Source organism: Asaia lannensis NBRC 102526 (genome assembly GCF_024054035.1).
Lineage (GTDB): Bacteria > Pseudomonadota > Alphaproteobacteria > Acetobacterales > Acetobacteraceae > Asaia > Asaia lannensis.
This window is the reverse complement of sequence record NZ_JAMXQU010000002.1, coordinates 45,912-63,763: the sequence shown is the minus strand read 5'-3', so window position 1 is coordinate 63,763 and position 17,852 is coordinate 45,912. Positions and strand designations below refer to the sequence as shown.

The window sequence follows — 17,852 nt, the reverse complement described above, 5'->3', positions numbered from 1 at the left end:
CTCTACACGCTCGCCATGACCCGGTCCAGCAGGCGTTCGGGGGCATCCGGTTCGGCCCAGAGCAGCTCCACGTCGATGACCGTTACATCCTCACGCAGCCAGTCGGGAAGCTTGACCCAGTCCTTGCGCGTCGTGACCAGTACGGCGCCAGGCTGGCGCGCGAGGACTGAAAGCCGGCGACAATCGCGCTCGCTGTAATCATGATGGTCGTCGAAGGCGATGCTGCGCATGGGTGGTAAGCCCGCCTCGGTCAACATGTCGAAAAACTTGGCGGGACGACCGATGCCTGCAAAGGCAATGACCTGTTTGCCCTGTAATCGTCTGATAGCCGCAGAGGGAATGAGTTTCGCATCGTACCTTGCGAGACCGGCGGGAAGGGTGTGAGACAGATCCGTGGCATTGCGCCCGATGACGATGGCCGCGTTCACCCGGCCGAGCCCCTTTGCCGCTGGCTCGCGCAATGGCCCAGCAGGCAGCGTGAGACCGTTGCCAAGCCCTACGGCACCGTCGATGGTGACCACGCGACATGTCTGTCCGAGCGAGAGATTCTGCAGCCCGTCATCCATGATCAGGCAGGTTGCTCCTGACTCGGTCGCCAGACGCGCGGTCTCCCCACGGTCCGCCCCGATCCAGACAGGAAAATCCTGAGCCAGCATGAATGGCTCGTCGCCCACGTCGCGAGCGGTATGATGCACGGGGTCGACCCGTATCGGCCCAGCCAGACGCCCCTCATAGCCACGGCTGAGGATATGGGGCGCCTCTCCGCGCTGTTTCAGACGGTTGGCCAGATCGCGCACGAGGATGGTTTTTCCTGTGCCGCCCACACTGAGATTGCCGCAGCACAGGACCGGGACACCGGCCTTGTAGGGGCTGGCGCGCATGGCGCGTATCGAACTCAGCCCGGTCAGTGCCCACGACACGGGCGAGAGTATTTTCGCCTGCCAGCCGGGCGTCGGCTCGTTCCAGAAAGAAGGAGGCGTAAGCTTCACGCGCATAGCGCATCGATTCGTGCGATCAGCCCATCCGGTATGACACCCTCGGTCTGTATGGCCTTTTTCGCGCGGTCGGCACGATCTGCCCAGAGTTCGGGGTGTTCCGTCACATCGATGATCCATCCAGCCAGCTGCGTCTCATCTTCTATACTCATGACGCACCCTTCCAGTTGCCTGAATGCTGGACTGAAATTACCGCAATGAATGCCGGTGGCCAGAGGCACGTCGAGGTGGACGGCTTCGAACGGGTTATGTCCTCCACCGGGTGCGATCAGTGAATGACCGATCAGCGCACAATGTGCCAGTCGGTAGAACAGTCCCATTTCTCCCAGCGTATCGGCAATCCAGACGGGGTCCGATGCCTCAGGAAGTTGCCCTGCCGCACGCCGTGGCGCATGGGGCGAAGATAGCTTGGCAACCGTGCTACCGCGCACCGGATGTCGCGGTGCGATCACCGTCAGCAGGTCTGGATATCTTTCTCGTACACGGCTCGCAGCGCGAAGGATGATCTCGTCTTCGCCCTCATGGGTGGAGGCGGCAAGGAAAACGTGGCGCGACCCGATATGGGCTCTCAGCTCGGCCAACACCGTTTCGTCGACGGGTGGAGGCGGCGCATTCTGCTTGAGATCGCCAAAACAGAGGACGTCTCCAACTCCCAGAGCGCGGAAATGGGCGGCATCTTCCTCACCTCGCGCTGCGATGAAGTCCAGACGTTCGAACAGGGGAGGGGCGTAGCGGCGCAGTTTTTTCCACCTCTGCCACGAACGCGTGGAAAGGCGACCGTTCAGAACACCCACAGGAATGGCGCGTCGCGTGCAGGCCAGAACGAGTCCCGGCCATAGCTCGCTATCGGTCAGCAGGAGAGCGGACGGACGCCAGTGATCCAGGAAACGCCGTGTCCAGAGCGGTGTGTCATAGGGGATGAACTGGTGGCTTGTCCGTTGCGCGCCCTGGCCGCCATGGGCCTGATATTGCGCGACAATATCCGCACCTCCAGTCGTGGCTGTGGTGAGCAGGAACGACCGGGAAGGGTCCTTTGCAGCAAGGGTATCGATCAGGGGCAGGACCGAATGCGTTTCCCCGACGCTTGCAGCATGAATCCAGAGAAGCTGCCCTGATGGCCGTGGCAGGCTGGCACGGCCGCGTCGCTCCGGCAGGCGGTTCAGGCGTTCCTTGCCGCGCCTGAGGCGTACGAGCATCATGGCGCGCAGAAGCGGCATGAGCATCGTGCCCAGACCTTGCCAGATCCTGTCGGCCAGCGTGGTTCGGCCCGAAGCGAGACTTCGTTCAGCGCGGGCCGAAAGCCGTTTTAGCTCCGTCTCGATCGTCGAGGGAGCGACCTCGCCCGCGAGCGGTGCGCCATAGATCATATAGCCGCGCCCGAAAGGAAGCGGAATGCGTAGCCCATCCCAGCTGGGCAGTCTGACGGACGAGCATGCCCCCCCTACAGGAACCAGTGGGCGCCCAGTCAGTCTCGTCAGCGCCGAGGCGCCCGGCTGAACGGTCTCGGCGGGGCCTCTCGGCCCATCGGGAGTGATGGCGAAAACCGCGCCGGCCTTGATGTCAGCACAAGCCTGACGCAAGGCGCGGCTTCCACCCTTGTTCTTGCCCTGACGGTCGCTGGAGCCCTCGACGCCCGTAATGCCCCAAGGCGCGACAAGATCGTTGATGAAGCGGCCGTCGCGATTGCGGCTGATCATGACCTTGTAGATGAGGGCAGGATTATGGACGTGACCCCAGGCGCACATGGCCGGAAGCATGAGGAGTGCGCGATGCCAGCAGCCGACAATGCAACCTCTGGCATCGTCGGTGCGGCCCCCGTCATCGTCCACGGTGTGACCGTCGATGTCGTGATTGTGGGGAGCGCTCCTGTTCGGTTGCAGCAGAACGGGCAGGGCGGAGGGATTACCCGTCATGGTCCACCGCGTCGTGCGCAGGGCCAGACCCAGATAGCCGCGCCCCAGAACAAGCAGAAGGCGGGCAGCGGGGCGTTTCAGGCTGAGGCGGCTCATTCGGCGTCTGAAAGGAAATCACCCATGACGCGCCGGTAGCATGTCCGGCGCGTCATGGCAAAAAGCTCAGCGGCTCATGAGCACCGTGATTGTTGCATGTTCGAGAATATGCCGTGTTGCTCCGCCGAGTATCATCTGCCTCAGGCGTGAATGGGAATAGGCGCCCATCGATAGCATGTCGGCCCCGAAATCGCTACATGCTGCGAGAATACCCGCGCCCACATCGCGATCGATCGCCTTGAAGACGCGTATCTCTGCATCCACCCCATGCAGTTTGAGATAGTCCTGAACCGTTTCGGCCTCGGGGCCACGACGATGATAATCCGGGCTGGTCAGGATCTGCACCGCCTCGGCCCGCTCGGCATAGGGGAGCGCGCCCTTGAGCGCCGAAGCCGCCTCCGATGTGCCGTTCCAGGCAATGCACAGGCGCGTGCCGGATGTTGCAGGCGGCGTTGGCGGTGCAATCACAAGTGGGCAGCCGCTGTCGTAAAGCACGGCATGCAGCACCTCGGACGCCCGGGCATTATCGTTCGGCCCCAGATGGGGCATCAGGGTCAGGTCGGACAGGCGCGCGCGCCAGGTTACGGCCTCGTGCTCGGAACCGGTCAGGAATTCCAGAGAGGCGCTGAGCTGCGCATGTGAAAGAGGGTCGTTTTCCAGAAAACCCTTTTTCGGCTGAATGGCATTATCGCGAATGAAGGCATCGAATTTCAGGCGTACCTGAAGCATGCGACGATGGGCCTCATGTTCGGCGGCCTCCATCATCTCGTTGATCATCGAGCTCGACAGGCCTTCTCCGGTCAGTGCGGCCATCTCGTTCGGGTCGTCGCCGACGAGAACGGTTGAGAGATGGGCGTTGAAGGTCTGGGCATGGAGCAGGCCCACACGCAGAACGGCATCGATGTTGCCTGCGCCGTTGAGCGGAACGAGGATGTTTCTGACGTCGTTTGCCATGGGAGGTCTCGCTTGACGAGCATGAAGGATAAAGCGCAACCGGCGACCGGCGTCCGGCCGCGCGATGCCTGCGAATGAGGGAGCGGAGAGGGCTCTCAGGGGTAGAGTCTGGTTACCGCCCAGTCGTTTTCCTGACGGGTCCAGGTCGCACGATCATGCATGCGGTAGGGACGGTCCTGCCAGAACTCGATCATCTGCGGTACGACGCGAAAACCCGACCAGTTGGGTGGGCGAACCGGTTCCTTCCCCTCGAAACGTTCCATGACCGCCTCGATACGGGCCTCGAATTCAGCGCGGTCTGCCAGGGGGCGCGACTGATCGGAGGCGATGGCGCCTATGCGTGAATTACGGCTGCGGCTTGCGAAGTAGCGGTCTGCCTCTTCATCGCTGACGGCTTCGACGGGGCCTTCGATGCGTATCTGCCGGCGCAGGGATTTCCAGTGGAACAGCAGCGCGGCATGAGGGTTGGCGAGAAGCTCGCCGCCCTTTCTCGATTCAAGGTTGGTGTAGAACACGAAACCGCGCTCGTCCGCGCCCTTGAGCAGGATCATGCGCACCGAGGGAATGCCCTCCGGCGAGGCCGTTGCTAGCGCCATGGCGTTCGGATCGTTCGGTTCGCTCGCCTCGGCGTCTTTCATCCATTCGGCGAAAAGCGCGAACGGATCTGCATCGAGCGGGATGAGGGGGAGGGTGGTGTCGTTTGCCATGACAGGGTGTCTCCTGCGTCACTTCGGTCCATCTTCGTTGCCTTCCTAACGTGTCATCTCGACACTTGTTTGCGCGGCGGGCATGTGCGACGAAGCGGAGCGTAATTATTTCTTTGTCTGACATTAACCGGGATCTGCCTCATGTCCACCGCTTCGTTCGATCTCCCTGCCGGGACGCTGATGGCGGGCAAGCGCGGCCTCGTGATGGGCGTCGCCAACGACCGCTCCATTGCCTGGGCCATCGCTTCTGCCTGCGCCGCACAGGGGGCTGAACTTGCCTTTACCTATCAGGGAGAGGCACTTGGCAAGCGCGTGAAGCCGCTGGCAGAGAGCGTGGGCGCAAGTCTCGTCCTGCCCTGCGATGTGAGCGACGATGCGGATATCGACCGGACGTTCGATGAGATCGAGAAGGTCTGGGGCAAGATCGATTTCGTGGTGCATGCGATTGGTTGGGCGGACAAGCAGTTCCTGCGCGGGCGCTATGTCGACACGCCGCGTGATGCGTTTCTCAAGGCAATGGACATTTCGTGCTTTTCCTTCACCGCTGTTGCACGCAGGGCCGCAGCACTCATGAAGGATGGTGGCTCGCTGCTTACCCTGTCCTATCTGGGGGCGGAGCGTGTCATGCCTCATTATAACGTGATGGGCGTGGCCAAGGCAGCTCTGGAAGCTTCGGTGCGCTATATGGCTGCCGATCTCGGCAAGGACAACATACGCGTCAATGCCATCTCTGCCGGGCCGATCATGACGCTTGCGGCAAACGGCATCGGCGATTTCCGCTATATCCTGCGCTGGAACCAGCTCAACGCTCCGATGGAGCGCAATGTGACGCTCAAGGACGTCGGCGGCTCCGGCCTCTACTTCCTGTCCGATCTCTCGTCGGGCACCACGGGTGAAATTCATCACGTCGATTGCGGCTATCATCTCGTAGGCATGAAAAACCCCGCAGCGCCGGATATCGCGGTCGCTTCTTCAGAAGGCTGAGATGTCGGATAACAGTTTTGGAACCCTCTTCAGGGTTACCACCTGGGGCGAAAGTCATGGGCCAGCCATAGGCTGTGTGATCGACGGCTGCCCGCCCGGTATCTCCCTGAGCGAAACGGATATCCAGCCCTGGCTGGATCGCCGCCGGCCCGGCCTGTCGAAGTTCACGACGCAGCGTCAGGAGGCGGATCAGGTCCGCATTCTCTCCGGCGTGTTCGAAGGCAGGACAACGGGTACTCCGATCTCGCTCATGATCGAGAATACGGATCAGCGATCAAAGGATTACTCCGAGATCGCCACACGCTATCGCCCCGGCCATGCCGATGTTACTTATGATCTGAAATACGGTCATCGTGACTATCGTGGTGGCGGTCGCTCATCGGCGCGTGAAACGGCCTGCCGCGTTGCAGCCGGTGGTGTTGCACGCCGCGTGATCGACACGCTCATTGGCGATACGGCAATCATCCGTGCGGCGCTGATCCAGGTTGGCGGCCTCGGCATCGATCGGTCGCGCTGGGATTGGGACGAAGTCAACAACAATCCTTTTTTCTGTCCCGATGCGATCACCGCCATAGAGTGGGAAGGCCTCCTCTCGGCTGTGCGCAAGGACGGGTCTTCGATCGGGGCGCTGGTCGAGGTCGTTGCCGAGAATTTTCCTGCCGGGCTGGGCGCCCCGCTTTACGGCAAGCTCGATGCCGATCTGGCATCGGCACTCATGGGGATCAACGGCGTCAAGGCGGTTGAAATCGGTGAAGGCTTTGGCGTTGCAGTGCTCAGGGGCGAGGATAATGCCGACCCTATGCGTATGCGCGATGGTGCCCTCCATTTCGAAGGCAATCGGGCTGGCGGGATTCTGGGTGGGATCTCGACAGGACAGCCGATCACCGCACGTTTTGCCATCAAGCCGACAAGCTCTATTTTGGTCCCGGTCCCGTCCGTAAACCGGCAGGGGGAGAACATCGACGTGACAACCAAGGGACGTCACGATCCCTGTATCGGCATCCGCGCCGTGCCTGTTGCGGAAGCAATGGTGGCCTGCCTGCTGGTGGATCACCTGTTGCGCGACCATGCGCAGAACGGCTGGACACGCGACGAGCGCTGATCCACGTCAGTCTGCGTCGAGAGCTGTTGCTTTTATATGGCCGCCCAGTTGGGCGGCCATATTCCTGAGCTCATCCGACGATGATTCTCAGACCAGGGTAGCGGACAGGGTGATATCGGCCTTGAAGAGCTTCGAGACCGGACAGCCATTTTTCGCCTTGGTGGCAAGTTCTTCGAATTTGGCCTGATCGGCCCCGGGGACGCTGCCCTTGAGATCGAGGTGAATGGCTGAAATTTCGAAGCCGCCTTCCGTCTTGTCGAGGGAGACGGTCGCTTTCGTCTCAAGCGACGTGGCGGTCAGGCCTGCGTCACCGAGGATCATGGACAGGGCCATGGTGAAGCATCCGGCATGGGCAGCACCGATCAGTTCTTCCGGATTGGTACCCGGCTTGTCTTCGAATCGCGTGTTGAAACCATAGGGCTGATCGGACAGCGCACCGCTCTGGGTCGAGATGAAGCCCTTGCCGTCCTTGAGGCCGCCGCTCCACTTGGCACTTGCTGATTTCTTGATCGTCATGGGTCAGATCTCCTGCATTTGCGAACCCGTTTGGGGTCGGCTGTTCAGCCAACGCGGGAGGTGCAGGATTGTTCAACCCCGGTGCTGTGTCATCGTGGCCACGATGCACGACGATGACGAAAAAGACCGTGTGAAGGAACTCTAGGTTCTCCAAGGGCTTCTGGCCCTGTCAACACCATATGTAGTGTCCGGTGTGAAATTTAACCCGATATATTGCTTGTCTGTGCAGCCGGAATTGCGCCAAGAGGACACTCGTAATTTACATGATCGATCTCGATTTGACCTTGGGGAGATGGCCCGTGAGCCTGCTAGACGACACGATCCGTGAGCCTGTTTCAGCCTCTGTCGATACGCTGCCCGAGCCCTGCGACCGTGCGCCCCAGGAGATCGAGGCCGAGCCGGACATGTTCGACGATGTCGTGCAGCTGGAGGGGCATCATCCGGTACGCGTCAACCGCTCGCGCGATGCCCTTCTGACCGATTTCGGCCGTGCGACTCTCGATAACCGCTATCTTCTGCCCGGCGAGCACTATCAGGATCTGTTCGGTCGTGTGGCGTCCTATTACGGCGCCGATGCGGCTCATGCGCAGCGCCTGTACGATTACATCTCGCAGCACTGGTTCATGCCTGCCACCCCCGTGCTTTCCAATGGCGGCACGTCGCGCGGTCTGCCTATCTCGTGCTTTCTCAACGAAGCCGATGACAGCCTTCGCGGGATTGTCGATTTGTGGAACGAAAATGTCTGGCTGGCGTCCAAGGGCGGCGGAATCGGTTCCTACTGGGGCAACCTGCGGTCGATCGGCGAGAATGTCGGCAAGAACGGCAAGACGTCGGGTGTCATACCGTTCATTCGTGTGATGGACAGTCTGACCCTCGCCATTTCCCAGGGGTCGCTGCGTCGCGGATCGGCGGCAGTCTATCTCCCTGTGTGGCATCCCGAGATCGAGGAATTCGTCGAGATGCGACGCCCTACGGGTGGCGATCCGAACCGTAAGGCGCTGAACCTTCATCATGGCGTGCTGCTGACAGACGATTTCATGCGCGCTGTCGAAAAGGACGAGGAATGGGGCCTGCGTTCGCCCAAGGACATGTCCGTCATTCGCAGCGTGTCTGCACGTCAGCTCTGGATCCGTATTCTTACGGCCCGTATGGAGCAGGGCGAGCCCTACATCATCTATTCGGATCATGTGAACAAGGCGCGTCCCGAGCATCACAAGCTGGCCGGGCTTGAGGTCAAGACGTCCAATCTCTGCGCGGAAATCACCCTGCCAACGGGTCTCGATCATCACGGCAAGAACCGCACGGCCGTATGCTGCCTGTCCTCGCTCAATCTCGAAACCTGGGAAGAGTGGAAAGACAATCCCCAGTTCATCGAAGACGTGATGCTTTTCCTCGACCGCGTGTTGCAGGACTTCATCGATCGTGCGCCAGACGATATGGAGCGTGCCCGTTATGCCGCCATGCGCGAGCGCTCGGTCGGGCTTGGGGTTATGGGGTTCCATTCCTTCTTGCAGGCGCGCAACATACCGTTCGAGAGTGTGATGGCGCGGGTATGGAACAAGCGCATTTTCCAGCACATAAAGCTTCAGGCCGATGCTGCCTCCAAGCATCTGGCTGAACTGCTCGGTCCGTGCCCCGATGCCGAGGAATACGGCATCATGGAGCGCTTCTCGAACAAGATGGCTATTGCTCCTACCGCATCGATCTCGATTATTGCCGGCAATGCGAGCCCGGGTATCGAACCGATTTCGGCCAATGTGTTCCTGCAGAAAACACTGTCGGGCTCGTTCACGGTGCGTAACCGTCACCTGCTCAAGCTGCTCGAGCAGAAGGGGCAGAACAACGATGCAGTATGGTCGTCCATCACACTGAACAAGGGATCGGTCCAGCACCTGGATTTCCTGACGCAGGACGAGAAGGATGTTTACAAGACAGCCTTCGAGCTCGACCAGCGCTGGGTGATCGAGCATGCGGCTGACCGTGCAGGATTTATCTGTCAGGCGCAGTCGATCAATGTGTTCCTGCCTGCCGACATCCACAAGCGCGATCTTCACCAGATCCATTTCCTGGCCTGGAAACGCGGTGTGAAGTCGCTCTATTACTGCCGCTCGCTCTCGATCCAGCGCGCCGATGCCGTTAGCGATATGGCGCTCAAGAACAACATTCTTGAGGACGAGGATTACAGCAGCAACGCTGCCGAGGCTGCCAGGAAGCCCGCAGCGACCACAAGCTACGAGGAATGTCTGTCATGTCAGTGAGACACGCTTTTTATGCTTCGGTATTCGCAACGACGATACTCGCTACACCAGTCGCTCTTGCCGCCGAGCCCGCGATGACGGCGCCTTCCGGATCAAGCGCGGCAGAGGCGGGTAGCGCTACAGTCAATGGTGTGATCGCCCCGACGGGCAGCGCCGAAATTTCACCCGATGCCACGATTGCCGTGTCGCTCGAAGATGTCAGCCTGGCCGACGCTCCGGCAATCACGCTTGGCAAAAGCGAATTCGCACCGGTCGGCAAGGGGCCTTATGCCTATGCTCTTCGCTACGATCCGAGCCTGATCCAGCCGGGTCATCGCTACGCGCTTCGTGCCGAAATCCGGGATGCAGGCAAGCTTATCGCCCTGAGCAAGACGACACCAATGCAGGAAGGGGCTGTGCCTGCCGATACGAAGGTGAGTGTCGACGCCGTGGCGCAGGCCGTTCCCGCGTCTGTCGTCGGAGCCTGGACCCTGACGCATATCGGCAACAGGAAGACCGATCCTGCCGCGCCCGCCTTCATGATGATACGCGCCGATGGCGGACTGTCCGGCACGGGCGGCTGCAATCGCATGATGGGTCGTGTGAGCGTCGATGCCACGCATTTCACTTTCGGTCCAACGGCTGGCACACGCATGGCATGTCCCGGTGTGCGCATGACTCAGGAAGATGCCGTATTCAAAGCGATGCAGGCTGTGCGTAGCTGGAAGCGCGAAAGCAATCGCCTGATTCTGAAAGACGAGCAGGGTACTCCGGCACTGACCCTCACGCTTCAGAAAATACCGGATCACAAGGCTTCGGCCGCCCATACCGAACCGAGCAGGAAAAGCTAATGAGCGAGTCACAGAACGCCGGCGCGCCGCTCGCCGAGGAACAGCATTTCGACCTCATGACCGCTAATCCGGTCTACAAGCCGTTTCGCTATCCGTGGGCCTACGATGCCTGGCTGATTCAGCAGCGCGTTCACTGGCTGCCCGAGGAAGTGCCGCTGGCCGACGACGTCAAGGACTGGCATCGCACGCTCAGCGAAGGCGAGCGCCATCTGGTGACCCAGATTTTCCGTTTCTTCACCCAGGCGGATGTCGAGGTGAATTCGGCCTACATGAAGTATTACAGCCAGGTCTTCAAACCGACCGAAGTGCTGATGATGCTCTCGTCGTTCTCGAATATCGAGACGATTCATATCGCGGCCTATTCGCATCTCCTCGATACGATCGGTATGCCCGAGACTGAATACTCGGCATTTCTGAAATACAAGGAGATGAAGGACAAGTATGATTTCATGCAGTCCTTCAATATCGACAACAAGCGCGAGATCGCCAAGACCATGGCGGCTTTCGGTGCGTTCATGGAAGGGCTTCAGCTTTTCGCGTCCTTCGCGATCCTGCTGAACTTTCCGCGCTTCAACAAGCTCAAGGGCATGGGGCAGATCGTCTCATGGTCGGTGCGCGATGAGACGCTTCACTGCCTGTCGATGATTCGCCTGTTCCGCACCTTCGTGCGCGAGAACAGCGAAATCTGGACCGAGGATTTCCGCGCCGAACTGGCAGAAATCTGCGCTACCACGGTCGAGCATGAAGACGCGTTTATCGATCTCGCTTTCGAAATGGGCGATGTCGAAGGGTTGAGCGCCGATCAGGTCAAGCGCTACATCCGCTTCATTGCAGATCGTCGCATGACGCAGCTTGGGCTCGATCCGTTCTATGGCATCGAGGAAAACCCGCTGCCCTGGCTCGATGACATGCTCAACGCGGTCGAGCACGCCAATTTCTTCGAGAACCGCTCGACAGAATATTCACGCGCTTCCACCACAGGGTCATGGGAAGAAGCGTTCGAAGCAGACGTTTTCGCTTCCTGATCGTGTGCCGATGCGAGGCTTCGCGTCTCGCATCGGACTTTTCTTCTCCAATAAACAAGGGCTACCTCTCGTTGAGACGGGAGGTAGTCGGACCGACCGACGGTATTTGACGGGTCCAAAAGCCTCTCGTGCCCGAAAGCTCCATCAACTCGGCAACACGGTTTTCGCATGACCGTAATCATCTCGGCTGCGCGTATTGTGACATTGTCATATTCGCACAAATGTGAAGTTTCGAGCAGGCGTCCTCACGGCACTCAGAGGTGTCCTTGCGGTCTGAGACCTTTTTCCTGGGTATCTCCGGTTTTACAGTGACTCAATTCACTTCGTTTTTGTTGTCCTTTCCATTCATGGCTTATGACCGAATTGGAAAGATCGACGCCGAAACTGGAAAGTCGTGGGTTCACCTATGCGGTGGATATTCCGTCCCCGTTGTCTGTATTAGGTTCCGTGGGCAAAGCTTGACGGGATTGAGCAAGATTGATTCAACGCTGCCATCTGGAGGCGGCATTGGACGAGACGATTGGGGCGACGGATGCGGAGCGGGCGTTGATCGGCCCGCTGCTGCCGGCTGAGACGAGACGTGGCTGCTATCCAGCTGGCGACAATCGTCGGTTTTTTGACGGCGTGATGTGGATGGCGCGGACAGGCGCGCAATGGCGTCATCTTCCGCCCTGCTAAGGCAAGTGGAACACTGTATTCCGGCGCTATCGCCGCTGGGTCGAGCTGGATGTGTTCGATGCGCTGCTGGAAACGCTGACGGAGCTGGTTGGCCGCGACCAGTCGGCAGACATGATCGACAGCACCGTGGCCTGGGGCCATCACGGCGCTGCCGGGATAAAAAAGGTGTTGAGCCGACCGAGGCGCTCGGCCGATCGTGGGGAGGGTTTATAACCCAAATCCATGCCCGCTGCGACGCCCGGGGGCTACCGCTCGCCTTCATCCTGACGTCCTGACAGGCTTATGATCAGCAGGGATTTGTCCCGCTATTCCGAGCGATCAGCGGCCGTCTCGACAAGCTCCTGGCGGATCGCGGCTACGACGCCAACCAGATCCGCGCCGACATCGCCTGCACCGGTGCCCGTCCGGTGATCCCGGCCAAACCCGGGAGGCGGAACCCTGCCAGTCATGATCGGCACGCCTACAAGCTGAGGAACCGCATCGAGCGCATGTTCAACAGGCTCAAGAACTGGCGGAGGGTCGCCACCAGATACGACAAGACCGCACAGTCCTATCCTGGCTTCGCCTCTATCGCTTCAACGTTCCTGTGGGTCAGCTTTGTCCACAGAACCTAGAGCCAGACCACGCACCGTGGATTTGTGATTGAAGGGTAATTCTGACAACATATATGGCATAACAATAAAATGATCATTTTATTACGTGACAATAGACACAGATAAATACTTATCATAAATATTTACATGCTTATGATATTTATATCATGTACTCGTACAGGATGGTCGGTGAAAGGCTTTATTGTGACGATAATTATTTGTATTCCGGGAGGTGTAGTATTGTTATTGCTATGATATTCGCGATAGTCGTGCGGAGGCTTTTCACTCTCAGGTGATAGACGCCATCGTGACCTGTTTCGAAGTGACATCATTTGAGTTTTTGCGTCTGTTGACTGTCTAGTATGTAAAAAATAATAGTATAAAAACCCATTAGGATAAGATCATTGGAAAACTTTGACATATTGCTAATCAAAGAACTGCAAAGCAAGTTCTGGAACCTGTACCAGGAAAACAACGTCCGGATGTCCGAAAGTGTTCGGTTTTTGAGCGACGGCAGCATCGCCGGATACAGAAACCAGAATGAGCGATTTTGGGAGTTTTCGGACAAGAAACTCAAGATATTCGACAAGTACAGGAGCCTGTCCGCCGAGTTTACCGAAATCAAGCTAATCGGCGATAAGATCCATATGGTCGGCAGACATGTTTTGCATGGTGCGAGCGGACCGGCCTTTTTCCTCGAGTCGCAAGACGCGGACTATGTTCCTAGGCCGTTTTCACCTACAAAAAACGAATACCCGCAGAGAAAGATTGGAACTCATACTTATGGGTCGATGGAGGTTATTGACTCAAGCGGCGATAACGATGTCGAACTTGGAAAGTTCGTAAGTATAGGTCCTTGTCTGAAGATTATTTGTGGCAATCATAACTATAAGTTTGTCTCAAATTATCCTTTCAAATCGATAGATAATCACTTCTGGAAGCCGCTCGATGAGGTGAACGATCATTTATATAACGGCACCACGGTTATTGGAAATGACGTCTGGATCGGTCATAGCGTAATCCTGAAGGGTGGCGTCACCATTCATGACGGCGCGGTTATCGCGGCTGGAGCCATGGTGACCAAGGACGTACCTCCTTACGCAATCGTCGGTGGTTTCCCTGCCAAGGTCCTTAAAATGAGGTTCGATGAAGAGCAGATACAGAAAATGCTGTCCATCAGGTGGTGGGACTGGGAGGACGAAAAAATTAACGAGAATCTGGAGGATATCATGTCAGATGATATCGATCGTTTTATCTCGAAATTTGGTTGATTCATCGCTGGATATCGCAGGTTGTTTGGATAATCTTCAAGCAGACGCCACCAAGCGCTATGGTTGATGGTGGCGACATTTTGCAATCATGTCCAATTCCTTCGAAGGTTCACGCTATCTGGAGTGCGTCGCGCAGAATGGCTTCGCATTCCGGCGTGTAGCCTCCTTCGTTGCGGTGCAAGATGAGGCCGTGTGGTAGTCTGAACGATCCCTTGCCAGCCCAGACAGCCTGAAGCAGGACGATCTTCGCTGCACGCCCCTGTTTCGGCCATAGCGGATAAAGGGTCAGACTTCCGAATCCGGAAAGGCGCAGGACCTCGCTCGCCTGATCGACCACAAAGGCGGGGAGGGCAAGGGTGAGCGTCCCGCCCGGCAGGATCCAGCGTGACAGTGCTGCGATCCACTCGTGCCATCCGCCTGCGGGCATGGTCATGGCGAGGCGACGTCGGGGATCGTTGGCACCTGTATGATCTGCCGGGTGCCAGGGCGGGTTTGCCATGGCATGATGGAAGCGTCCATTGGCTCCCGGTGTCATTGTGCGCAGGGAGGGGGGTATATCGGGCAGGCTGCCATGCACGATGGCGATGCGTGTCTCGAACGCGTTCTCCTGCATGTTCATAGACGCAAGCCGGGCAGTCGCTGCATCGGCCTCGATCCCCACACCGCGAATTTCAGGACAGCGTGCGGCAAGGCACAACAGGCCGGCGCCCGCACCGCATCCGGCTTCGAGCACACTCTGGCCTTTTCTGGCAGGAACGAACGCCGCCATGAGAACCGGCTCGATGCCCGTGCGATAACCATGCCTGAACTGCTTGTAGCGCACGCGACCATCGAGCAGGTAGCCGTCCATCGTTTCGGTGGTTTTCACCTGCGCGGCGTCAGCTTTTAGGGAGGCCGGGTTGACCGGGGCCGTCCCGCCGCTCATATGGATTTGACTGTCAGAGGGCTGGTTCTCCGGTCTGTCTGGCTCGTGCATGAAGTTCGGTTTCTGCCTTGGTGTTCCCTGCGCCGGCAGGACCGCCGGCTCGTGCCTTATACTGCATCAGGGTCGTCAGTGGCCAAGTAGGAAGTGGAGAATTGCCTTGGGTGGTGCCGACAGCTCGACAGAGACGAACATGCAGGGCGCAAGCCCCGCGACACACGCTGTTGAGAAGGACGGTTCGGCCCTGAATGCCTTATCGGCATTCCTCAGGGATGACATGGAAGCCTGTAACCGGGAAATCGTCTCCCGCATGCAGAGCCCGGTTCCGCTTATCCCGCAGCTTGGGGCCCATCTTGTCGCGGCAGGGGGCAAGCGTCTTCGCCCACTTCTGACGCTCGCCTCTGCAAGACTTTGCGGTTATCGCCCTTCGCCCGAAAACCAGCGCCATGTCGGGCTGGCCGCCTGCGTGGAATTTATTCATACAGCGACCCTGCTGCATGACGATGTGGTCGATGAAAGCACGCTGCGTCGCGGTCTGGCATCTGCCAATGCTGTTTTCGGCAACAAGGCCTCCGTCCTTGTGGGCGATTTCCTGTTTGCGCGCTCGTTCCAGCTCATGACAGCAGATGGCTCGCTCAAGGTCATGGCCATTCTCTCTGCGGCATCTGCCACCATCGCCGAGGGCGAGGTGTTGCAGATGGCGACCCAGAACGACCTGTCCACCCCGATCGAGAAATATCTCGAAGTCATTCATGGAAAGACTGCTGCCCTGTTCGCAGCAGCGTGTCGCGTGGGGGCCGTGGTGGCTGAGCGGCCGGAGGAGGAAGAGGCAGCTCTGGAGGCTTACGGGACGAATCTTGGCATGGCGTTCCAGCTTGTCGATGACGCGCTCGATTATGCGGCCGATCAGCAGGTTCTGGGCAAGACGGTCGGTGACGACATGCGTGAGGGCAAGATCACCCTGCCGGTTCTGGCCGCGTTTCAGGCTGGTGATGAGGCGGAGCGTGCTTTCTGGCTGCGCGTGATCGAAACCGGCGAGCAGACCGACGAAGACCTGCCGCATGCGCTCGATCTGATTGCCAAGACGGGAGCGATTCAGACCACTCTGGATCGCGCCCAGGTCTATGCCGATGCGGCCATCGAGGCCCTGTCGATCTTCCCGGACAGCCCGATACGCCAGCTGATGATCGACGCGGCGTCCTACACGGTCAGCCGCGCAAACTGAGGTTTCCACCGCGCGTCGCTCTTTCGTCCACCGGAATGGCGCGCGCGCGTGTTTGATCATGCAGCGTGAGAAGAGCCAAGGCTCGAGGTTTAACCCGGGTTCTGGCGCGCAAGGCCGGGGGCGAGAATGGAAATATCCCCGTAGCCCAGGCGCAGGACAGCCTGCCTCAGGGCGTAATCGTCCATGGGAGGCGCGGTCAGGCTTAGCGATTCGGGGAGATTGTTATCCTGCTCTCCGATCGGCCGCATATCCAGCAGACGCCTGACCTGCTGCGCAACGGGCAACGCGGGATCCAGCCAGCTTATGCCCGAGGGGCCAAGCCGCAGAAAAGTCTCTGCCAGAAAAGTATAATGCGTGCAGCCCAGACCGATCGTATCGATCCTGTCGCCATTCGGGGCATCGAAGAGGTGGCGTAACTCCTCGGCGACGAGTCTATCGTCAATGGAGTGACCCAGAAATGCTTTTTCCGCCAGATCCGCAAGCATGCGTGCGCCATGCACGATCATCTCGCAGTCGTTCGCATAATCGTCGCGCAGGCTGCGCAGGTAAGGGCGACGGGCCGTACCTCGTGTTGAGAGCAGACCGAAAACACGCGTCTTGCTGACCCGACCCGCCCAGCGCACAGGAGGGACGCACCCCACGAAAGGAACGTCGAACCGCTTGCGCAGGGCGTCGAGTGCGATGGTACTTGCCGTATTGCAGGCAATCAGGACGACATCGGGACGCAGCCGGGCGATGTGCTCTTCCATGAGCGCGAGAATACGCGCGACAAGCAGGGAATCCTCCTGCTCGCCATAGGGAAAAAGCGCGTTATCGGCTAGGTAGTCGATGCGTGTTTCGGGGGGCAGGGTCGTACGCAGGGCCTGAACGACCCCCAACCCCCCTATGCCTGAATCAAAGGCGAGCACGCGCCCCGGAGGCAGAGGCAAATCAGCCCTCTGCCTTGGCCTTGAGAGCAGCGGCTTCCTCGGCGCTGCCGACACCACCATGCGCCTTGGACCAGCCGCAGGGATCCTCGAGGAAGCGACGGACCTCGTGAATGTCGCTCTCGGAGAAATAATTGGCGCCCGAGCAGGCTTCGAGCACATCCCACCAGGTGCAGAGCGAATGCAGAGACACATTCATGTCTGCCAGCGTCTTCTGGGCGCCGGGGAAAACGCCGTAGAAGAAGACCACGAAGGTATGATCGACAATTGCTCCCGCAGCGCGCAGGGCATTGGCAAAGCGCACCTTGGAGGCGCCGTCTGTCGTGAGGTCCTCGACCAGCAGCGTGCGCATGGATTCCGGCACATCGCCCTCGATCTGGGCATTGCGGCCGAAACCCTTCGGCTTTTTGCGAACATAGGCCATGGGCGCCATCATGCGATCGGCAATCCAGGCGGCGAAAGGAATACCGGCCGTCTCACCACCCACGACGCAATCGATGCTCTCATAGCCGATATGGCGACCGATCTTCTCGACCGCGAGCTCGACAATCTTGGCCCGGGCGCGGGGGAAGAAGATGATCTTGCGGCAATCGATATAGACGGGCGATTTCCAGCCCGAGGTCAGGGTGTAGGGGTCTTCAGGACGGAAATTGATTGCCTTGATTTCCAGCAGGATACGCGCTGTTGTCAGGGCAGCATCACGGTCCCACTGGGTCTGACGGACCGCGCCACCGTTGATCTCGTTGCTGAGAGCCATTTGTTATCACTCCATGATCTTTAGCCGTGCAGGATTATCCGTCCTTCGCGAGAAAAGTAAGACAAATAAGAGAAAATCCTTGCGCTGTTGTTCGATAGGC

The 17,852-nt window shown here is 59.0% G+C and carries 18 protein-coding genes; 10 read left to right on the top strand and 8 right to left on the bottom strand.

From position 1 onward, the window contains the following. Window positions 1-2: 2 nt before the first annotated feature. From lpxK to pdxH, 4 genes are all read right to left on the bottom strand, one after another. Window positions 3-995, bottom strand: coding sequence for a tetraacyldisaccharide 4'-kinase (gene lpxK / locus NF685_RS02825; protein WP_252848516.1), 993 nt, complete (start codon window positions 993-995; stop codon window positions 3-5). Next, complete coding sequence (locus NF685_RS02820) at window positions 986-3,004, bottom strand: glycosyltransferase N-terminal domain-containing protein (RefSeq protein ID WP_252848515.1); 2,019 nt, start codon at window positions 3,002-3,004, stop codon at window positions 986-988. The genes lpxK and NF685_RS02820 overlap by 10 nt, the downstream gene beginning before the upstream one ends. 66 nt (window positions 3,005-3,070) lie before the next feature. Continuing rightward, window positions 3,071-3,958, bottom strand: coding sequence for a universal stress protein (locus tag NF685_RS02815; protein WP_222547706.1), 888 nt, complete (start codon window positions 3,956-3,958; stop codon window positions 3,071-3,073). Window positions 3,959-4,053: 95 nt separating this feature from the next. After that, a complete protein-coding gene (gene pdxH / locus NF685_RS02810) occupies window positions 4,054-4,665 on the bottom strand; it encodes a pyridoxamine 5'-phosphate oxidase (RefSeq protein ID WP_252848514.1) in 612 nt (203 codons plus the stop codon). 141 nt (window positions 4,666-4,806) lie between these two features. Between pdxH and fabI the strand changes: the two genes are divergently transcribed. After that, on the top strand, window positions 4,807-5,649 hold the full coding sequence (fabI, locus tag NF685_RS02805) for an enoyl-ACP reductase FabI (protein ID WP_252848513.1): 843 nt from the start codon (window positions 4,807-4,809) through the stop codon (window positions 5,647-5,649). A 1-nt stretch (window position 5,650) separates the two neighbouring features. Further along, on the top strand, window positions 5,651-6,751 hold the full coding sequence (aroC, locus tag NF685_RS02800) for a chorismate synthase (RefSeq protein ID WP_252848512.1): 1,101 nt from the start codon (window positions 5,651-5,653) through the stop codon (window positions 6,749-6,751). Between the two features lie 87 nt (window positions 6,752-6,838). On the opposite strand, the gene NF685_RS02795 is transcribed toward aroC, so the two are convergent. Beyond that, a complete protein-coding gene (locus NF685_RS02795) occupies window positions 6,839-7,267 on the bottom strand; it encodes an OsmC family protein (protein ID WP_222547702.1) in 429 nt (142 codons plus the stop codon). A 404-nt stretch (window positions 7,268-7,671) separates the two neighbouring features. Here NF685_RS02795 and NF685_RS02790 point away from each other — a divergent pair, with 404 nt between their 5' ends. The 7 genes from NF685_RS02790 (at window position 7,672) to NF685_RS14265 (ending at window position 13,922) form a co-directional block, all read left to right on the top strand. Further along, entirely contained in the window at window positions 7,672-9,525 is a 1,854-nt protein-coding gene (locus NF685_RS02790) for a ribonucleoside-diphosphate reductase subunit alpha (protein WP_252848807.1), read from the top strand. Beyond that, window positions 9,516-10,355 (top strand): META domain-containing protein, encoded by an 840-nt coding sequence (locus tag NF685_RS02785; RefSeq protein WP_252848511.1) that lies wholly within the window; start codon window positions 9,516-9,518, stop codon window positions 10,353-10,355. The genes NF685_RS02790 and NF685_RS02785 overlap by 10 nt, the downstream gene beginning before the upstream one ends. After that, on the top strand, window positions 10,355-11,380 hold the full coding sequence (locus NF685_RS02780) for a ribonucleotide-diphosphate reductase subunit beta (RefSeq protein ID WP_222547699.1): 1,026 nt from the start codon (window positions 10,355-10,357) through the stop codon (window positions 11,378-11,380). The genes NF685_RS02785 and NF685_RS02780 overlap by 1 nt, the downstream gene beginning before the upstream one ends. Window positions 11,381-11,857: 477 nt before the next feature. Then, window positions 11,858-12,058 (top strand): transposase, encoded by a 201-nt coding sequence (locus NF685_RS14325; RefSeq protein WP_353936373.1) that lies wholly within the window; start codon window positions 11,858-11,860, stop codon window positions 12,056-12,058. A gap of 51 nt (window positions 12,059-12,109) precedes the next feature. Continuing rightward, the gene (locus NF685_RS02775; RefSeq protein ID WP_222547697.1) at window positions 12,110-12,271 is read left to right on the top strand and encodes a hypothetical protein; all 162 of its coding nucleotides are present in this window, start codon (window positions 12,110-12,112) and stop codon (window positions 12,269-12,271) included. Between the two features lie 104 nt (window positions 12,272-12,375). Next, on the top strand, window positions 12,376-12,672 hold the full coding sequence (locus tag NF685_RS14320) for a transposase (protein ID WP_222548507.1): 297 nt from the start codon (window positions 12,376-12,378) through the stop codon (window positions 12,670-12,672). Window positions 12,673-13,055: 383 nt separating this feature from the next. Next, window positions 13,056-13,922 (top strand): CatB-related O-acetyltransferase, encoded by an 867-nt coding sequence (locus tag NF685_RS14265; protein ID WP_289847356.1) that lies wholly within the window; start codon window positions 13,056-13,058, stop codon window positions 13,920-13,922. A gap of 109 nt (window positions 13,923-14,031) precedes the next feature. Here NF685_RS14265 and NF685_RS02760 read toward each other — a convergent pair whose 3' ends face one another. Further along, complete coding sequence (locus NF685_RS02760) at window positions 14,032-14,898, bottom strand: tRNA1(Val) (adenine(37)-N6)-methyltransferase (protein ID WP_252848509.1); 867 nt, start codon at window positions 14,896-14,898, stop codon at window positions 14,032-14,034. 139 nt (window positions 14,899-15,037) lie between these two features. Between NF685_RS02760 and NF685_RS02755 the strand changes: the two genes are divergently transcribed. After that, window positions 15,038-16,069, top strand: coding sequence for a polyprenyl synthetase family protein (locus tag NF685_RS02755; RefSeq protein WP_252848806.1), 1,032 nt, complete (start codon window positions 15,038-15,040; stop codon window positions 16,067-16,069). Window positions 16,070-16,158: 89 nt separating this feature from the next. Here NF685_RS02755 and NF685_RS02750 read toward each other — a convergent pair whose 3' ends face one another. Next, window positions 16,159-16,998, bottom strand: a complete 840-nt coding sequence (locus NF685_RS02750) for a glutamate racemase (protein ID WP_252848508.1) — start codon at window positions 16,996-16,998, stop codon at window positions 16,159-16,161. Between the two features lies 1 nt (window position 16,999). Then, on the bottom strand, window positions 17,000-17,752 hold the full coding sequence (locus tag NF685_RS02745; RefSeq protein ID WP_222547696.1) for an orotate phosphoribosyltransferase: 753 nt from the start codon (window positions 17,750-17,752) through the stop codon (window positions 17,000-17,002). Between the last annotated feature and the right edge of the window lie 100 nt (window positions 17,753-17,852).